General features: G+C 38.4%; 16 protein-coding genes. 5 read left to right on the forward strand and 11 right to left on the reverse strand.

What is annotated here, in order from left to right:
- Positions 1 to 59: 59 nt before the first annotated feature.
- The 5 genes from ACQKMH_RS13005 to ACQKMH_RS13025 all read right to left on the reverse strand — a co-directional run bounded on the left by ACQKMH_RS13005 (position 60) and on the right by ACQKMH_RS13025 (position 7,493).
- Positions 60 to 1,754, reverse strand: coding sequence for an NAD-dependent malic enzyme (locus tag ACQKMH_RS13005; protein WP_427587882.1), 1,695 nt, complete (start codon positions 1,752 to 1,754; stop codon positions 60 to 62).
- A 237-nt stretch (positions 1,755 to 1,991) separates the two neighbouring features.
- Entirely contained in the window at positions 1,992 to 2,699 is a 708-nt protein-coding gene (locus tag ACQKMH_RS13010) for a response regulator (RefSeq protein WP_427587883.1), read from the reverse strand.
- Entirely contained in the window at positions 2,692 to 4,296 is a 1,605-nt protein-coding gene (gene dcuS, locus ACQKMH_RS13015; protein ID WP_427587884.1) for a DcuS/MalK family sensor histidine kinase, read from the reverse strand. The genes ACQKMH_RS13010 and dcuS overlap by 8 nt, the downstream gene beginning before the upstream one ends.
- A gap of 1,166 nt (positions 4,297 to 5,462) precedes the next feature.
- A complete protein-coding gene (locus tag ACQKMH_RS13020) occupies positions 5,463 to 7,037 on the reverse strand; it encodes a peptide chain release factor 3 (RefSeq protein ID WP_427587886.1) in 1,575 nt (524 codons plus the stop codon).
- Between the two features lie 312 nt (positions 7,038 to 7,349).
- Positions 7,350 to 7,493 (reverse strand): hypothetical protein, encoded by a 144-nt coding sequence (locus ACQKMH_RS13025; RefSeq protein ID WP_427587887.1) that lies wholly within the window; start codon positions 7,491 to 7,493, stop codon positions 7,350 to 7,352.
- Between the two features lie 450 nt (positions 7,494 to 7,943).
- Between ACQKMH_RS13025 and ACQKMH_RS13030 the strand changes: the two genes are divergently transcribed.
- Complete coding sequence (locus ACQKMH_RS13030; RefSeq protein ID WP_427587888.1) at positions 7,944 to 8,147, forward strand: cold-shock protein; 204 nt, start codon at positions 7,944 to 7,946, stop codon at positions 8,145 to 8,147.
- Positions 8,148 to 8,261: 114 nt separating this feature from the next.
- Here ACQKMH_RS13030 and ACQKMH_RS13035 read toward each other — a convergent pair whose 3' ends face one another.
- The 3 genes from ACQKMH_RS13035 to ACQKMH_RS13045 are packed head-to-tail and all read right to left on the reverse strand — an operon-like array spanning position 8,262 to position 11,456.
- Positions 8,262 to 10,223 carry a DUF6449 domain-containing protein gene (locus tag ACQKMH_RS13035; protein WP_427587889.1) on the reverse strand — a complete coding sequence of 654 codons (1,962 nt, stop codon included), beginning with the start codon at positions 10,221 to 10,223 and terminating at the stop codon, positions 8,262 to 8,264.
- The gene (locus ACQKMH_RS13040) at positions 10,198 to 11,097 is read right to left on the reverse strand and encodes an ABC transporter ATP-binding protein (protein ID WP_427587890.1); all 900 of its coding nucleotides are present in this window, start codon (positions 11,095 to 11,097) and stop codon (positions 10,198 to 10,200) included. Before ACQKMH_RS13040 ends, ACQKMH_RS13035 begins: the two co-directional genes overlap by 26 nt.
- Complete coding sequence (locus ACQKMH_RS13045; RefSeq protein WP_427587891.1) at positions 11,094 to 11,456, reverse strand: GntR family transcriptional regulator; 363 nt, start codon at positions 11,454 to 11,456, stop codon at positions 11,094 to 11,096. The genes ACQKMH_RS13040 and ACQKMH_RS13045 overlap by 4 nt, the downstream gene beginning before the upstream one ends.
- A 194-nt stretch (positions 11,457 to 11,650) precedes the next feature.
- Between ACQKMH_RS13045 and ACQKMH_RS13050 the strand changes: the two genes are divergently transcribed.
- The gene (locus ACQKMH_RS13050; RefSeq protein ID WP_427587893.1) at positions 11,651 to 12,067 is read left to right on the forward strand and encodes an organic hydroperoxide resistance protein; all 417 of its coding nucleotides are present in this window, start codon (positions 11,651 to 11,653) and stop codon (positions 12,065 to 12,067) included.
- A gap of 55 nt (positions 12,068 to 12,122) precedes the next feature.
- Here the strand turns inward: ACQKMH_RS13050 and ACQKMH_RS13055 are convergent, their stop codons facing one another.
- Complete coding sequence (locus tag ACQKMH_RS13055; protein ID WP_427587895.1) at positions 12,123 to 13,439, reverse strand: MFS transporter; 1,317 nt, start codon at positions 13,437 to 13,439, stop codon at positions 12,123 to 12,125.
- Between the two features lie 241 nt (positions 13,440 to 13,680).
- Between ACQKMH_RS13055 and ACQKMH_RS13060 the strand changes: the two genes are divergently transcribed.
- From ACQKMH_RS13060 to yidC, 3 genes are all read left to right on the forward strand, one after another.
- Positions 13,681 to 14,508, forward strand: coding sequence for a glycerophosphodiester phosphodiesterase (locus tag ACQKMH_RS13060; RefSeq protein ID WP_427587896.1), 828 nt, complete (start codon positions 13,681 to 13,683; stop codon positions 14,506 to 14,508).
- Positions 14,509 to 14,810: 302 nt separating this feature from the next.
- Entirely contained in the window at positions 14,811 to 15,098 is a 288-nt protein-coding gene (locus ACQKMH_RS13065) for a hypothetical protein (protein ID WP_427587897.1), read from the forward strand.
- A gap of 27 nt (positions 15,099 to 15,125) precedes the next feature.
- Complete coding sequence (yidC, locus tag ACQKMH_RS13070) at positions 15,126 to 15,911, forward strand: membrane protein insertase YidC (RefSeq protein WP_427587898.1); 786 nt, start codon at positions 15,126 to 15,128, stop codon at positions 15,909 to 15,911.
- 333 nt (positions 15,912 to 16,244) lie between these two features.
- On the opposite strand, the gene cphA is transcribed toward yidC, so the two are convergent.
- Positions 16,245 to 18,866 (reverse strand): cyanophycin synthetase, encoded by a 2,622-nt coding sequence (gene cphA, locus ACQKMH_RS13075; protein WP_427587899.1) that lies wholly within the window; start codon positions 18,864 to 18,866, stop codon positions 16,245 to 16,247.
- Positions 18,863 to 19,675, reverse strand: coding sequence for a cyanophycinase (locus ACQKMH_RS13080; protein WP_427587900.1), 813 nt, complete (start codon positions 19,673 to 19,675; stop codon positions 18,863 to 18,865). Before ACQKMH_RS13080 ends, cphA begins: the two co-directional genes overlap by 4 nt.
- Positions 19,676 to 19,767 lie beyond the last annotated feature (92 nt).

Genomic DNA, 19,767 nt, shown 5'->3' on the forward strand with positions numbered 1-19,767 from the left:
ATACGGAGATTCTCCTAAAACGGATCCCCTTTCTTTTGAGACAACAAAATAGGCTGACTTTATTTCCCATGAATAGTTTTGTACTCCGGCTTCCACATAGATTCTGTTATTGCTTTTTCAATATCTGTTATATCCGCTTTCGCAATTCCTTCTTCAATGGCTGTCTTTGCCACTTCAATGGCTACAGATTTAGAAACCTCCTGCAATTGTTTGATTGAAGGGAGTAAAGAAGCACCATGCTTACTGCTATCCGATAATCTTGAAACAGCAGATGAGGCTGCTGCAAGCATGCCATTAGAGATTTTTGTTGCTTCTGCGACAATTGCGCCAAGTCCAAGTCCTGGGAAAATATATGCATTATTAGATTGTCCGATTGTATAAATCACATCATTATAGTCAACATCATCAAACGGGCTTCCTGTCGCTATTAAGGCTTTACCTTGAGTCCACTTTATAAGGTCTTCAGGAACAGCTTCCGCTAAGGGAGTCGGATTTGACATCGGCATAATAATAGGATGTTCCACGTGCTTTGCCATTTCTTTTACAACTTCTTCTGAGAAAGCCCCTGTTTGACCAGAAGTGCCGATTAAGATGGTTGGTTTAACCTTTTTTATTACCTCTAATAATGGAATAATTCCGACTTCATTCCGATCCCATTCCTCGACTTCTTCAGCTTTCCGGCAATACGACTTTTGGAATTTCAAAACATCTGGAATGTCATCTATCAACAATCCACGATAATCGACTGCCCAAAAGTGACCATATGCCTCTTCTCTGGAAACGCCATCTAGGATCATGGCTTCAACCATTTGATCAGCATTACCGATTCCTGCTGCACCTGGACCAAAAACAACAACCCTTTGTTCCTTTAAAGGAACACCAGTTACTTGTAAGGCAGACATTACGGCGGCTAGTGTTACTGCACCTGTACCTTGTATATCATCATTAAAAGTGAGCATTTTGTCGCCATAATTATCTATTATATTTCGTGCATTTATATTTCCAAAGTCTTCCCAGTGAAGTAATCCCTTTGGGAAGAAGGCTTGAGACTTTTTAACAAATAAATCAATGAATTCGGTGTATTCATCACCGCGAACCCGGCCAAACCTGTTACCAATATACAGTGGATCACTAATCAGGCTTTCATTGTCTGTCCCAACATCCAGGACAATAGGTAGCACCCTGCTTGGATCAATTCCCGCAGCTGCTGTGTAGACTGCCAATTTGCCAATGGCTATGTTAATTCCACCAACACCCTGATCTCCGATTCCAAGAATACTTTCAGAATCTGTAACAACTATTAAATCGATATCATCAGATGAAAGGTCCAGGTTTTTAAATGCATCATCCATTCCCTCCATATTATCAATAGATAGGTATAGACCTCCTGGACGTTGATATTCTTGGGAATACTGTTGAATAGCCTCTCCTACAGTGGGTGTGTAAATGATCGGCAGTATTTCACTTAGATGGTCTTTAAGTAGACGGTAAAACAGCACCACATTCCTATTAAATAAATCATATAACATTCCATTCTTCCGAATATTGCTTGGTTGAGTGGAGAATTGTTCATAAGCTCTTTTTACTTGTTCCTCAAGAGTAAGCACCTGGGATGGTAGCAAGCCTACCAATCCTAGTTCCATTCTTTCTTCCTTAGTGAAAGCAACCCCTTTATTTATAAAAGGGTTTGACAGAACACCTTTTCCTCTTAAAGTTGTTTCCAAACCCCTTATTGTCTTTTCATAAGCTGTCATAGACGTTCCCTCTTCCTAAAAATGATCATTACCAAGCAATAGAGTATATTCTTCCCTGGGGAAGTGTAATTACTAAAAGAAAACTGTAAAAAAGAAAAATTTCCTCATTACTGCTTAAAAATTTATAAATAACTCAATCGCCAGTCTATATCTTAGTAGTCATTTACGGAGGACACTAGCTTATTTAACTAATTTTAGTATTATGTAATTAAAAAAAGTAAGCAGCCATTTGGCTACTTACAGATAACGTTGAATAATATGGCTCTTGTCATCATTAAATTTGTGTTGGGAGACTGGTCGGCCAACCGCTCCATAGATTACCTTAACATCAAGGACACCGATATCCTTCATGAATTTTAAATATTTCCTTACTGATACCCTGGATATACCCGCCACATTTACAACTTCCTCTGTTGAAAAGGGAGCATTTTTAAATACCAGTATCACATTCCATATAATTTTCAAGGTATCTTGAGCCAATCCTTTCGGTAATTCCTCTGGTAAATGCATTTCTTCTTGATGCAAAATTCGATAATCCAATTCTTCTTGATTTAGCCTATTTTTATCTTGAATAAAATCTGATTTGTTCCGATATGCTGATAAGGCCGCGTTAAAACGTTCAAATTCAAACGGCTTAATTAAATAATCAACAGCACCTAGTCTTAATGCTTTCTGAATCCTCTCAATGTCCGACGCAGCAGAAATGACAATAACATCTATCTCTTTTTCATTTTCTCGAATTTGTGAGAGTAAATCGAGTCCATTTTTCCCAGGCATGAAAATGTCTAATAGAACTAACCCTATACTTTGATCTTCCAATACATTCAGAGCTTGATCCACTGAGGAACAGACAGCAGCTAATTCGTAACCATCGACTTGATTCAAATAGCGCTTATTGAACTCTGCAACCATCGGGTCATCATCTACGATCATTACCTTAATCATCCTGCATCATCCTTGCTTTGTATGGTATATAAACCACAAACGTTGTTTCTTGACCTTCTTTTGAACTAATATTGAGATCTCCCCCTAGCTTATCCAGGCTTGCCTTAACCAAATATAAACCAATCCCCCTGTCCTCTCCTTTTGTTGTAAATCCTTTTAGAAGGATATGATTAATATTGGCATCAGATATTCCCTGTCCAGTATCATGAACTTCAATAGTTAAAATATCATCTGCATAATCAAACTTTAATTCAATTCGTTTAACGGGCCTTTTTTCCACTGCTTCTATAGCATTATCAATCAAATTTCCTATTATCGTAATTAACTCATGAGTAATAGCTGCATTTTCTGGTTCTGGCAATTGAAAGTCAGAGGATAATTCCAGCCTAGCACCTGCTTCCCTGGCATAACTTAGTTTTCCAATTAAAAAACCGGCTAGTACGGGATCTTTAACGGTTTTGGTAATAAAGCCAATCTCGTTTTCTCTGTGGTCAACAAGATCACTAATATATGCTGCAAGCTGATCATAATAATGCATATGCACCATACCAAGTATTACATGCAGTTTGTTCATGAATTCGTGCGACTGTGCCCTTAACGATTCAGCATATAAACGGACTCCAGTCAGCTGTTCCGCCAGGAGATGTATTTCTGTTTTATCACGAAATGTAGCCACGGCACCTACGATTTCATCCTTCACAAATACTGGTACCCTATTCACTAGTAAGACACTATCTTTTAAATCCTGCTCTTTATCTAATTCGACTTTTCCGGTCTCTAGGATTCTATCCAGGTTTGAGTCAGGCATATAACTAGTTACCTTTTTACCCGTTGGATTTTCATTAATACCCGCTTTTTTAAATATCTTTAAAGCTGCCTTGTTTACGAGAGTAATGGTTGAATTCTGATCTACCGCTATGATTCCCTCCCGAACTGATTGTAAAATGGCATTTCGCTCTTTTAAAACCTTCGCAATAGCAAAAGGTTCCAGCCCAAATAATATTTTCTTAATATACCTTGCCAAAAGTATTGCGCCGGCAATTCCCGTTAATATTCCAAAAACTGTTCCTACATAAATATTTAAACGGCTTTTTAATACAGCATCATTAACTTTTTGAAGAGAAATACCGACCACCACGGCTCCAATTTGATTATCCTTTGAATCATAAACAGGGGTGAAAGAACGCAAAGATCTGCCTAAAGTTCCTTTGGAAATAGAAATGTGCTCTCTACCTTTTAATACATCTTTCTCATCCCCTCCAACAAATTTTTTTCCTATTTTACTTGGATCGGGGTGAGTTTTCCGGATTCCATTATTATCGATTATTACTACAAATTCTACATCTGTCGATTTTTTTATCCTATTGGTAAATTGCTGAACTTCCTGATTGTTCTCACTTTCACTTAACGCTTCGATTACAAGCGGCGTTTGTGCTGCCATACGTGCTACGTTTACTGCTTTTTCAGTCTGGCTCTTTTCTATGGTATCCGAAACTGTTTGGCTAATAAGAATATCTGTAATAAATAATGAGAGGGCTACTACCCCACACACCAGTATCATAATAGTAAACTGTAGACTCCATTTCCCTTTTTTCACTTCTACACACCTCTTTGGTCTAAAAACTCTATTAACTTTAAACTTTAAGGAAGATACATTTATGTTAAGTATGTTCATTCATTTCGCTTACTTCACACAATTATTCGGTACTTTATCAAGTTCCAAAAAGGAAGCCAAGTGATTTATATCCATTGAGAAAAGATATATAATCTAAACATTTGCCAAGAGTATCCTTAAAGATGCCAATTTAAATGAAATATTTTCCAAATAATAAAACAGACTATACCTTCGTAGGCTTGGATATAAATATTCAATATCTTACTCGCACCATCATTATTCTCCTTTCATATCTTAACTCCTACATACCTCAGTAGTTCAATATAAGGGTATTTTGCAATACTCCTCCTGCACTAGGGTTAAAGCCACAAGTTTTCTATTAGTATTATGCAGTTCATAAGAAGTTTAGCGGAATATCCCAGCAGTTCTTAAAATGCTAAAAGTTACTACGATTTTCTTATTTAACCTTTCCAATTAGTTATTATTTAATTTTCAAAAATACAGCTGTTTAACATCTTTTATCTCCCTGTTTCCGTTTATCTAAAATCGACATGTTTAAAACAGGGGGTAGTGATTAAAATACCCGCATTTTCAACAGATTTCAAATCATCAAACAAAGTATTAAGAAAGTACTCAAGGTTTAGACTTAGTCATCAATTGTGTAAAATGGCCTAAACATTAGAAAAGATCATTTAATTACTAGAGATATGTTAATGATTATGAAATAAGGTTCAGTAATTGTAGACCTCAGTGCGGATGTAGACGGGGCAATTGAAACCTATAATCGAAAATACATGCAAATCTTACTTATGTATTTATAACATCAGTCCTTATTGTTTATAATAGTTTTATCTGGAATCTGTTATTTTTGATTACAAAAAAAAAGCTTGCAGATTTAGTCCCTAAAAGGGACCTTATTCTACAAGCTGAACAACCTCCGCTATCCAAATCGAATATCAGTTTTCACGAGATATATTAATTATTGATTATGAAGTTCCTCAATAAATTTCTCTATAGGTAATTTCACATATTAACAGGTAAATATAACTATGGAAACATGTTTAAGGTACTATCAAAAAAACCTTTCGATATGTAAACAATGCTCCAGATAATGAAAAAAGCCCGTGTGCATCACACGGGCTACTCCATTATTTCAAATCCATTGGATTATATAATTCAACGTCAGGATTTTTATCCTGGAACCAACGAAGTGCAAACTCATTTTCAAATAAGAATGCGTATTTATCAAACCGGTCTTTAACAAGAATGCTTCTTGAGCTATGAAGATTTTCATCAAGCTTTTCATCTTCAGCCCAGCGTGTGATTTTACTGCCCATACGCTCCATCAAGACTTCAACATTGTACTCATTCCTCATTCGATGCTCGAATACTTCAAATTGAAGCTGCCCAACTGCACCAAGCAGATAGTCTTCCATCCGAACCGTTTTGAAGAGCTGAATTGCCCCTTCTTGTACAAGTTGGTTAATTCCTTTATGGAAATGTTTTTGTTTCATGACGTTTTTGGCTGTTACCCTCATGAATAGTTCCGGAGTGAACTGAGGCAGCTTTTCAAACTGAAACATGTCTTTGCTTGTCGTAATCGTGTCACCAATTTGGTAGTTCCCTGTATCATATAAACCGATGATATCTCCGCTTACTGCTTCGTTTACAGTATTACGATCATCAGCCATGAATTGAGTGGAAGAAGAAAGGTTGATTGGTTTACCTGTCCTGCTCAAGTTAACGCTCATTCCACGCTCGAATTTACCGGAGCAGATGCGAAGGAAAGCAATCCGATCACGGTGTTTTGGGTTCATATTCGCTTGGATCTTGAAAATGAAGCCAGAAAAATCATTACTGACAGGACTCTTTTCACCTGATGTTGTCATCCGGGCTTGTGGAGCTGGTGCAAATTGCAGATAAGCATCCAAAAACGTTTGAACACCGAATGTCGTTAATGCACTTCCGAAAAATACGGGACTAAGTGTACCGTTCGCAATGTTTTCTTCTGAGAATTGGTTGCCCGCTTCCGTCAATAACATGATTTCTTCCAAAGTTTGCTCATACAACTGGGAATCCTTAAGTTTATGTTCCGCTTCGAGTTCACCTTCTTCATTCAAAGGAAGGAAACGCTCATCGCCTTCCGTCTTGAACTGTTCAATCCGATTATTGAACCTATCGTAAATGCCCACGAAGTCTTTTCCCATACCAATTGGCCAGTTCATTGGGTATGTTTCAATACCTAATACTTCTTCAAGTTCGGCAAGCAATTCGAGCGGCGTTTTACCTTGTCGGTCCATTTTATTGATAAAAGTGAAAATCGGGATACCCCTCATTTTACATACTTTGAATAATTTAACCGTCTGATCCTCGATACCTTTTGCCGAATCGATGATCATCACGGCGCTATCAACAGCCATCAGCGTACGATATGTGTCCTCACTGAAGTCTTGGTGACCAGGTGTATCGAGAATATTAACACGGAAATCATCATAATCAAATTGCATGACCGAAGACGTAACGGAAATTCCCCGTTGCTTTTCAATCTCCATCCAGTCACTAGTTGCATACTTCCCTGTTTTTCTTGCTTTAACCGTTCCGGCATCACGAATCGCGCCACCAAACAGCAATAATTTTTCTGTCAGAGTCGTTTTCCCGGCATCCGGGTGAGAGATGATTGCGAAGGTCCGTCGGGATTGAACCTCGTCTTTTAATGTAGTCATAAAATGTTCCTTTCGTTATTGAAGTAATCAATTTATTTATAATTTATAGGTGGGTAAATTGTATTTTTACATTGGAATGTCAACCTTTCTTTGTATGCAAAATTCCTGATCATACACAATATATGTAAGAAGAAATATATCATAAGGCTTAGGCCTTGGCTACTTGGCATTCATTTCAATCAACCTTACTATTTTAACACGATATGAAGGAAAGATGTAGAGGTGAATGAATCACAGTAAGAGGATTTGTTCGGCTGACAAAACAAAAGACGCCTCATCAGCGCCCCTTATCCCGATCCATATAATTATCGTTCATTTTTTCATGATTTCCCGATCTATCTTACTGTTTTCATTGCTTTTTGATTTCGTTTGTTTTTCCAGCGCTTCTTTACTTCTTTGAAGATGATGGGAGCGGCAAAAATGACGGCCCTTTTTAAGAGTTTCTTCATTATTCATCAGTCCTTTCTTTCATACCTATACCCGATTATTTCCCCTAAAAACTTTAATATCACATTGTTTTTATGATTTGAACATCACTTTTACCTTTATACATGAAAAACCCCGGTCAAATTTTCCTTATAGGAAAATCATTATCATCATATCCGTTATCCTTTCCACCATAAAAACATCCCTACTATTATATCCCCAAATGAAAATGTATAAATTACTTCCATTTGTTTTATCCTTTATAAAGGTGGGTATATACTAAAAAATTGGAAATTCCACCAGAAATAAAACATATGTATTTTGTAAGTGTATCCAGAAAGCATTCACATATTATCAAGCATCTTCGTATGATAAATTCAAATTGAATGAGGGTACTTGATAATGTGTGAAATTGATTTTTTCAAAAAAGGAAAAATCATCACCATTAATATTTTTTAATTTTTTAGGAGGATTCATCGAATGACAGTAACAGGTAAAGTTAAGTGGTTTAATAGTGACAAAGGATTTGGATTTATTGAAGTACCAAACGAAGATGATGTATTCGTACATTTTTCCGCCATTCAGGGTGAGGGTTTCAAGACACTTGATGAAGGTCAAGAGGTTGAATTTGAAATCGAAGAGGGAAGCCGCGGACCTCAAGCTAAAAACGTCGTAAAATTATAAAGTATAGACACACAAACATATGCACTGATAAAGGATGCCACCGACATCGGTGGCATCCTTTATATTTTATGGACTCATCATCAATTTGCTCTATCTCGGGTTTCCCCTTCCCTTTCATTCGTTAAAATGTTCCAAAATAAATCCGGGAACATGATCACTAGTAAAACTCTTGATATCCACACTTCTGCTATCTTTATAATAAAAGGCAGCTGCATACTCTCCATCCCAATTGATTTGAGCATGATCAATGGCTGTTTCGATTTCTGAAGCCGTGTTGATTTTCAAACGATTCCGCTGCTGTTCAATCTGTTGTACAAGTTCACTTTCAGAAATCGAATCATAAATTTGCGGATTGGTCTTTACCACAAGAATATAATCGATATCGTCAGCCATTAACCTCGCTTCTTCTGCCTGCCCAGTTTGTTCCATCCATTTTGAAAACCGAGAATAAGAAGAATCCCAATTCAGATTAATGCTTTTGTTATTATTCAAAAGAATGTCAATAGAGGCATAATCCCCAAAAGGATTTGTCATTTGAGCCAACGACTGATTATTCAGATCCTCCGACAATGCCTGCACGGCTTCTTGTAGCTGATGACCATCCGTGATCGATACGAATTTGTCCACTTGTCCGCTCGCGGTTATCTTAATTTGGGAAACGTCACTGGCTGACACATTCAATAACTCATTCACCGTTTTTTTATATTCACTGGACTCATAAATTTTAGCCAATAGCTGCAGGTATGAGTCGTAATTATGCAGATGATACTCTCTTGCTAACCTTTTTCCATTCTTGAGTTCATACATTAGGAATACGGATTGTCCATCATTCAATTCACCAAACGAAACCTTTTTTCCCTTTTCGATAATTTGTTGATGCAGTAACCGGATCGCTTCTATATTTTCCTTTTCTTTAAGAAAAGTGGGTGCAATATCCGTTGTTTCATCATCAATAAACAAAGGAGAATTGCCAATATATATTTGGCTTATCATCTTCTCTTCAGGAATCTTGGACTTAAACCGAATGGGGTCTATTTTTAAAATGAGCGCCAGCACGATAACCACAACCGTAAATGTTACATAGCCTCTCAGATTGAAGCTTATTCGCCATGTCTTTTGCAGGACGATTTCCCCTAAATAATACCCAAGCAAAGAACCGACGGCATATCCGAATAAAATCCATCCGAGTTTTCCTGTCGTTTCGCTAAAATAAAAGCCTGTAAACAGCATCATGCATACAGTCAGGCCAAATTTAAATAATGGCTTAATCTTTGGAAAAACAAACGCTTGCGATACATGCTCCAACTTTCTCCTCTCATATAGTACAAGAGAAATAAGTAAAAAGAGCAAGGTCAATACAGCGTAGATTACTGTATTAACCGATAAAAATGAAATTTTCTCCATCTCAGTTGCAGCTAATAAGGGTGAAATTCCTTTCATATTGGCACTTAGATAATAATCTGCAGAAAACCCTGCTAACAAAAGCTTTACGTTGGCTGTAGTCAATATAAATAAACCCACCGGAAGTGCAAGAAAAACATAGGTCAGCAAGCCTTGCAATGCAGATAATCCCGTCACCATTCCAATTAAAACGGCAACAGAAAAGATAATAGCTTCCAAAATGAATGTAATTCCCATCCAGGACCAAATATCCGCCATGGTATAAAGCCTTTCTATATCAATTGCCGAGTGGAACAACATCAATATTGAACCTGTAAGTAAAATAGGCAAAACGATGAAGCCAATTCCCGTACCAATCATATGAAAATAGATGTTGCGTCTAGTAATCGGTAAACTATGAATAAAATCTGAGGCTTGTTTTAACTGTAAAAATCGAAAAAGAAAGATGGCAAGTAATACTGGTATAACAATGACCAAGACAAATTGAATCATCTGCTGACTGGAAAAAAGGTTTTCGAATTTCACATATTCATTATTCTCATTCAAAATAATCGTTAGCATCTCCAGAGGCAAAGCAAAAATGAGGCCGATGAAATATAGGAAACCAATCCAGCCTGTGCTTCTGAAAATATAGATAATCAGTTCTTTATTAAACAAGGTTATTCTGGATGACATAACCTATATCCCCCATTTCATAAATGAATATCTCCTCTAAAGTAAGGGGGAGAATATCGAATATTTCTGGCTGAAACTGATTAAAGTGGGATTTAATCATGGATTCCTTTCCTTTCACAATGCATACGATCACGCTGCCACGTCTTTCTTTGTTAAGAACTTGAATTCCGCGGTATAACCCATAGGGAATCTTATGTTTAAAGGCAATCTGCACTTTGTGTACATCCGCTTTTAAATCGTCCAAATCCTTTTGGATAACAAGCTGCCCTTTATGCAATATGCCTACATGATCGGCTAAATCTTCAATTTCCCGTAGATTATGGGACGAAATCAAAATCGTCATATCCCGTTCAGAAACATCCTGAATCAACAACTGTCTCACACTTTTACGCATGACCGGATCTAACCCGTCAAAAGGTTCATCCAGGATCAGAACTTCCGGCATCGTCGAGAGAGCGAGCCAAAAAGCAACCTGTCTCTGCATCCCCTTTGATAGTTTATGTATTTTGTATTGTAAGGGTATCGGGAATACTTCCTGTAATTGATAGAAACGCTCTTGATTCCATTGACTATAAACCTGGCTGTAAAAAGCCGCCATCTGCAAGATCGTATAGTTGGCCAAGAAGTAAGGCGTATCAGGCAGGAAGAAACAACGACTTTTCACTTCACGGTTTTCAAACACATGTGATCGTTCAATAAGAACTTCACCGGCATCTTGAATCAGATTACCCGAAAGCATCTTTAATAGGGTCGTTTTCCCTGCCCCATTCGAACCTAACAAGCCGAATATGGAGCCCTTTTGTATGACCAAGCTGACGTTCTTGATAGCTTCTTTTCCTTCATATAGTTTACTCACCTGTTTTATATCAATCATGAATCTCCCCCCTTTTCTAATAGTCTATAAATTTCATGTTTATCGATTCCGATATACAGAGCTTCGGCAAAAACCTTTTCAAGCTCGTTTCTAATCTTTTCTTCTAATGAATTTTTCAAAGATGTAGGAGGGGCAACGAAATTACCTTTGCCTGGTAAGGTATAAATATACCCGTCAGATTCAAGTTGTTTGTATGCCTTTTGGATTGTATTTGGATTGATAGTCAATTCCCGAGCCAATATTCGAATGGATGGAAGCTGATTATGCTCCTGTAAAACGTCATTAATCATTAGTTCCTTAAACTTATCCATCAGTTGCTCATATATGGGTTTACTATTTTCTACATCCAACTCAAACATAATCGACCTCCCCCTAAATAATGGGTGTATTATTCTTCCTAATACAGTCCATTATAAAGCAGATTTTTCCAATTTAAAACCATTTTCAAACAATACTTTTAAGCAAAATCTTCATAAACTCACTTTCATTTTGTTTAATCAGACTTACAGTGGGGAACAAATGATAGTAAGAATAGACAAAGGAGTTGTTTTGATTGAAACCATTATATACAGCTACAGTCACCGTACACGGTGGTCGCGAAGGACATGTTAAATCAGAGGACGGAATCCTGGATTTCGATGTAAGGTCACCGAAGGAGTTAGGTGGTTCCGGCGAGAGTGCAACAAACCCTGAACAGTTATTTGCAGCCGGTTATGCGGCCTGCTTTGACAGTGCCTTGAATCTTGTTCTGCAAAAAGAAAAGAAAAAAGTTGATACATCCGTGACGGCAAATGTCACAATTGGTAAAGATGAGGAAGACGGCGGCTTTAAGCTGGCTGTGAAATTGGATGTTTCAATTCCTGATCTAAGCAAGGAAGAAGCCGGAGACTTTGTCAAAAAGGCTCACATGGTCTGCCCCTATTCAAAAGCAACTCGTGGGAATATTGACGTCACCTTAAATTTGGTATAAGGATTAAAATAAAAGGGAATGGACCCGGCATTAGGCTTGCTCCATTCCCTTTTTTTCATTTCACTTCTTCCAATTTTTTTAATTTCAACAGAAAGCCCAGTCCTATTACCGCCATGATGATCAATGACCCTAATGCCATCCTGCTCGCCAATGTACCAAGGTCATGGAAAATCAACGTAATCGTTCCATACAAAAGAGGGCCGATAATTGAAGAAACTTTGCCAGAGAATGCAAATAGCCCAAAAAACTGTCCCCTCTTCTCCTTTGGAGTCAATTCAATGATATAGGTCCTTGATGTCACCCACATCGAACCAAGCGAAATGCCGAACATACTACCCGCAACCCAGAACCAAAGAGAAGTTTGTGCAAAGACCGCTACAAATAAAGCGATTAAGAGCAGAATGCCCACATATGTCACAGCGAGCCGCGGTCCCTTTGACTGAGTGATGTATCCAAACAGAAACGATCCGACAATACTTGATACTGTCGATACCAAATAAAGCAAAATGAATCCGCTTGAAGAAAATCCAACAACAGTCTTGGCATAAACGGCCATCATACCAATCGTGGTCGCAATTGCGTCGTTTAGAAAGAAATAAGCAATCATGAATGTAAATACCGATCGATAGGATTGCATCTCTTTAAATGTTGTCCTAATTTCCTTATAACCTGAAATAAAAGGTTCTTTTGCTTTTTGCTGTTTTGGAGTCTCTTTTAAAAAAAAGAATAAGGGAAGGGAAAAAACCAGAAATAAAATGGCTGTGGGCATAAAGGCTTCATGTGAACTCCCTTTACTTATAAATGGATAGATGGACAGCCCTACTAACGTTCCTAGATATCCGACAGCCACCCCAAACCCAGAAATAAGCGGTAATTGCTGTTTCGTTCCCAGATCACTCATCATCGCGTCATAGAAAACAAGACTTGAATGATAGAAAAACTTAGCAATCACAAATAAAAGAATGACGATCGCTAACGAAATGGGAATGCCAAGAATTTTTCCATCGAACGATAATCCCCCAAAAATCCCCATTGTAAATGTGCATGCAACGGAAATGAGTGTGAAAATCATGATGTATTTTTTCATTTTTCCCGTTCGATCGATCATCACCCCAAAAAGTGGGGAAAACAAAACTAGAAACAAACTGGCAATTGCATTTGCGTAAGAAATGAAGGTGCTCGCGATCTGATCAAGGACAGCATTTTCCCCAATCTGTTCCTGGAGGAAAAACGGGAAGAAAATCGTATTGATATTAGAAGAAAAAATCGTGTTGGCAAAATCGTAAAAGGCCCAAGAAAGAATGGGCAGGGAAAAATATAATCCAAGATTCCCCTTCCACTTTTTAGACTTCGGTTTCACTTGCAATTCCATCTGCTTTCCCCCCTTATTGATACTTAATTTATAAGTATTCCATACCTTTCCAATAAATCCTTTTAAGTCTGAAAATGGATAACCGAATTTCCGTGAATCAGGAATCAAAACATGATTTTTCCCAGCCTAACATGTAAAATTATGAAATGAGGATGTTAGAGTACAAACTTTTTTTATTTCGTTTAAGTTAGGGTATAGGATATCGAAGAGTTTCCAATCATTTGTCTAAAGGGAGTGTGAAATGGTGATCGTATTTTTTCTTATTATTTTGGTAATCATCCTTGTCTTGTTCATTCTTTACATTAATAGAACGAAGCGTGATTTCCCTGAGGACTTCATCATTAAGCAACATTCCCCCCTCAAAATCGGACATCGCGGTGCATCCGGATATTGCCCAGAGAATACAATGGCATCTTATAATAAAGCAGTTGAATTGGGAGCAGACTTCCTAGAAGTGGATGTACACCTTAGTAAAGATGGTGTACTTGTAATCCATCATGATCCTACGCTGGATCGGACGACAAACGGTAAAGGGAACCTCCGTGATTACACAGCGGCTGAATTACAGGAATTGGATGCTGGAAGCTGGTATCATACTCGTTTTAAAAACGAAAGGATTCCTTTACTAAGTGAGGTATTGGAACATTTCCGGTCAGAAGTTGGAATCTTGATCGAAATAAAACATCCTTCTTTTTATCCCGGCATTGAAAAGAAACTTGCAGAAGAATTAAGTAAATTCCACGAGTACCCGTCAGATAATAATAGGATCATGGTTCATTCGTTCGATATGGAATCCATGAAAAGGTTTCATCAACTAATGCCTGACATCCAAGTTGGGGTTTTGATAAAGCGGCGTATTACTGACCAAAAATTAAAAGAAATAGCAGAGTTTGCTTCATTTTTGAATCCTAAGCATACGATTTTGAATACCAAGCTGCAAATGCGAATCCAAGAGCATGGAATGAAAGTATATACATGGACCGTCAACAATAAAAAACAAATGCGCATGATCAAGAAGATGAAGTTAGATGGCATCGTTTCTGATTACCCTGATTATCTTTTGGATTGAAACTCTTGAATTAGAAGCAAAAACAATGCTTCTTCTATAATATGTGTGCAATCAAGCTCCATAGTACTTGAAGCTTGACTCTATATGCACTTTTAGCATCAAATTCTTCTATCAGAAAATATTACCTGTGTATTTTTTGAAAATATCCCTATATTTTTTAGCTTTCTTACATTAGAATCTGATATAGTGTTCTTATGATTTAAGTTCAGTAAGATCGATAGATATTCTAGGCCCTAACTGTTTTATTATTCAGAGGCCAACCGAACTAAATTTTCTAATCTTAGAAAAAACGAGGGATTCCTATGTGGGAATTATTATTAGAGTTCGATTATCAAACCGTTCGCCATGCGGTATTGGCAGGTTATTTATTTACCTTTGTCTTTCCACTGGCTGCGTTATACTTCTTAAATAAAAATCAATCACTCTTGAACGATAAACATCAAGCTTCCGTTCATTCAGATAAAAGTAAATCCCCTGTTCATGCAGGCAGCATTTTTGACTGGCGCGGTGCACAGCGCTTTTTCACATTTATTAGGAAAAAGGATGCACCCGATGATCCTGATGAGCCAAGCCTCCTTCTAGTTGTTTAATCATTAACAATTCGAGGAGGAATTATTTTGAAGAAGAAAAACTTGTTTCTAATGACCGTACTATTTTTAGCAACAACCCTTTTGACAGGATGTTCTGCAGCTACTAGCGGCCCATTTCACACTGCATTGGTTAACCCTATGACAAAATTGCTTGAATTCAATGCAGATTTATTTAATGGTAACTATGGTTTAAGCATTATTATGATGACCTTTTTCATCCGTCTTGTCTTACTTCCACTGACTGCAAAGCAATATAAAACACAGCTCAGCATGAAAACGAAGATGAATGGGCTGAAACCGGAAATGGCAGCAATCCAGCAAAAAATTAAAGAAACGAAAGATCCAGCTAAACAAAAGGCCCTACAACAGGAAATGATGCAGCTTTACCAAAAACATGGAGTCAACCCACTAAATATGGGCTGTCTGCCCCTTTTAATACAAATGCCGATTTTAATGGGCTTTTATTATGCGATTCAAGGGTCCCATGAAATTGCGACACATAGTTTTCTTTGGTTCAGCCTTGGCCAGCCGAATATTGCCATGGCGGTTATCGCTGGGATCATCTATTATTTCCAATCGGTCATTTCCATGAGACAAATGCCGGAAGAACAGCAGAAACAAATGAAGCTGATGAGCCTGCTATCACCAGCAATGATTTTATTCATTTCTTTCTCCGCTCCTGCTGCATTGCCACTGTATTGGTCAATTGGAGGATTGTTCATGATTGTTCAGTCCATCGTACTGCAACGAGTATATAAAAAAGACCACGTCAATGTCCATGCTGGGAATGAAACGGTAATGAAAAAAAGCTAATCCATGGATTAGCTTTAGACTGTAGACAAACTCGATAATAATGGAGTTTGTCTACAGTTTTTTTTGTTTTTAAAATTTGACCGTTATTTCCTCACCAGGCACTCGCTTTCTGCGGAAGTCTTGTACACCCGTTCCAATCAACTTTGATTTAACAGTTAGATAGAACTCCTTTTTCCTACAGTCTTTTTTATTTAATAGAAGTTTAAAACTTGAGGTGATGAGGATGCTTACTAAACAGGATTCCATTCAGCGAGATCAACTTGACTGCTTCATTTCTGGGAAGGACATTATAAAATAAAATCGTGCATTCCGCATGGCGAAATGCACGGTCTTTTATTTCTTCGGCAATGGATATTTTGAAACTTTTTCGAAAAACCGTTCAACATATCCGAAATCCGTGTAAAAGAATAATAATAGGTCACCTGGTTGTGATGTTTCCCAAGCTTTAACGAATGCATCCAATTCGTTAAGCACGATACAAGTCCGATCTTTATGTAGCCCTTCTTCTATCGCAGCTTCCTGAAGCAGTTTTGCTACCTCAAAGGGTTCCCTTCCCCGTAGATCATCGTCTTCTTTAATGATGAACAAATCAGAATGCATTGCCGCCACCTTGGAGAGCCTGATAAGCTCTTCATCAATCCGGTCCCCCGGCCCTGCCAAAACAGTGATAAGACGATTTCTGTTATAGGCACTGACCGTTTCGAATATGGCTTTTAATCCTGCTTCATTATGTGCATAGTCGATGATGATGGTTCGCTCTTTTAACTTTTTTAAATTGAAACGTCCTTTGGATAAATTCGTATCAGGCATAAACGAGACAGCCTTCTTTCTTAGGTCTTCCATGGAAATGCCTTGTGTATGAGCTGCGGCTAACGCCTGAAGTAAATTGGCGATATTATGACGTGCCATGCCGGAGATCGTTATTGGAATCTTATTGCAATCCATAAATTGATGGATGATACCACCTGATGCATGAAGAATCATCCCTTGCTCATTGACATACCAAACCTTACACCCTTCTTTAATTGCGGCCTTCACCAGTGGCTGAGTGGCATCCGTAGAGGTGTAAATGACTTGCCCATCTGTATAAGCTTCCATGGCTGCCACATTCGGATCATTCGCATTCAGTATACAGTATCCCGTTTTCAGAACGATTTCGGCAATCAGCCGCTTTAATTTTACAAGATCCTCCAATGTATCAATTCCATCACTGCCGAGGTGATCCTCACTCACATTTGTAATGATGCCCACATCACATTGACGAAAAGCCAGACCTTCACGCAAAATTCCTCCCCGTGCCGTTTCCAAAACAGCCAAATCTACTTCAGGATGGGCCAATACCATCCTTGCACTTATCGGGCCACTGCAGTCACCTTGGTCCAATACCTCATCACCGATATATACTCCATCTGAATTCGTCATTCCGACCTTCGTTTTTTCATTTGAAAGAAAGTAATGAACCAATCGAGTCGTTGTCGTCTTACCATTTGTTCCGGTCACTGCGATGATCGGTATAGCGGCCTCTTCCCGAGTCGGGAATAAATAATCCACTATCGCTTTGCCGACATCCCTTTTTTCCCCTTCACTCGGATAGTGATGCATTCGAATTCCCGGCGCAGCATTCACTTCAATGATCGCTGTCCGAGAATGGTCGATTGGTTTGGATAAATCCTCACAGATAAAATCTATTCCGGCAATATCCAACCCGATCGCTTTTGCGGCAGCAACCGCCATGTTCTTAATGGTTGGATGGACCTGGTCGGTTACATCGATTGCCTTCCCACCAGTTGAAAGGTTTGCATTGCCGACAACTTGTACCAATTCTCCTTGCTTTGGAATAGTATTAAGCGTCCTGTTCGACTTTTCCAAATAACAAGTCACGGTGTGTGTAAGCGGAATTTTTGACATCGGCTTTTCATGGCCCTCTCCCCGCAACGTATTACGATTTTCCTTTTCTATCAATCTCCGTATCGTTTCTTTACCGTTTCCAATAACATAGGGAGGAAGCCTCAAACTTGACGCTATAAGCTCTCCGTTGACAATCAATAACCGGTAGTCATGTCCTTCAAAATGTCGTTCGACAATATACTTCTCTACATGCGATTCCAAACAATTGATTACATTGAAAAGTTCATCCTTATTTTTGATATGAGTGATGACCCCTTGGCCCTGCCTACCGTTATACGGTTTTATAACCAATGGAAAACCAAGCCTGTCCGCTGAGTCAAAGATATCCTCAATGGAATGGGCAATTTCCCCTTCAGGTACAGGAAGGCCACATCCTTTCAAGATCGCTTTGGTCAATGATTTATCACATGAGTTCTCCACGGCAATATTCGAAGTCTGGCTTGAAATTGTCGCCTGGACATACTTCTGCCTTGAACCTGTTCCTAAACGCAGTAAACTATCATCACCCATTCGTTCGACAGGAATACTTTTTGCTTGTGCTGCCTTAAAAATGGCTTCCGTACTTGGCCCTAGTTTATTTTGATAATAGATCTGTTCAATTTGTTTTACATATAATTGTACATTTATATTGTTTTCAACATTCAGGATGGCTTCCGCGATTTCTTTAGCTGCCAAAAAAGCTTGAAGACCTGATTCTTGCTCCTGATAGTCATATGTAACATAATAATGACCCTTCTTTCCCATCATTATCGTTTTTCCTCGAATGGCATCGATTCCGGCCAAGTTTTGAAGCTCAATTGTCATATGCTCCAATATATGGGCCATCCATGTACCTTTCTTGAGCCTTTCAGCAAACCCTCCTCGATACCCCTTTGAACATGTATGGCTTCCAAGATTAGGGAGCAGCTTTAACAATTTTTCATTGAACCCAGGAATGGTATCAGATGGTTTCTCTTCCAATTCACCTATATCCAATTCAATGCAAATCGTTGGTGTATAAGCAAAATAATTGGGTCCTTTTAAATAACGGACTCGATTGATTATCATGGTTGGCTCCCCTTCTTCATCAACAATTTCCTGGTAAGCAGGTCAAAACGATAGCCCCTGGTAAGTGCATGAAGATTAAATCCCGAGAGAGTCAGTTCTTCACTGCCATTATCAGAAGATGTGATATTGATATAATCGCTTTTACTGCCATCAAGCACTAAAACTTGATGTTGTCCAAATACTTCAAAATGGCCGTCATTAACTAAAATAGCTGTATTTTCATCAATGCCAATACCCATAATTTCTTTATTTGCCGCTATTGCGCTTAATAGACGATCAAAGCGGCCACGCTGGGAAAAATGTTGATCAATGATCAGGCCGTCCAGGAATCCGAACCCTTGCCCAAGCTCTACCTTTAACTTATCATCATTCAGCATCGTATCAGCGGCGACAATCATATCTTTACCTAAAATGGAAGCACCCGCACTAGTTCCCGCTATCACCATTCCATTATGCCAAGCTTTAGAAAGGGCATGGTGGAATTTGGATTGTCCGATCAATTCAGACAACCGGCTTTGGTTTCCTCCTGTAATGAAGATGGCGGAATAAGAAATCAGCTGTTCACAAAGTGCCGGATCGTCCGCATCTTTCCTAGAATCCAACTTGATCACTTCCACCCTTCCCACGCCTAAATCTCTAAAAATCTTGATATACTCCAAACTCACTTCTTCAGGAATTTCACTTGCTGTCGGCAGTATTCCTATTCCGCCATCGGAGCGGATTGAAAGCTCGACAAATTTATTTAATACTTCACCTTCAAGGCACTTATCCTCTGCCCCGCCAATGATAAGTAATTCACCACAATTCATTCCTCATACTCACCTTTACATATGGATTAAGATCATTAAATGGCTCTTTAAAGAACACATAATGACTAGTATGGCATCTTGCCTTAGTCTTC

This window comes from Peribacillus sp. NPDC097895, assembly GCF_050277555.1.
GTDB lineage: Bacteria > Bacillota > Bacilli > Bacillales > DSM-1321 > Peribacillus.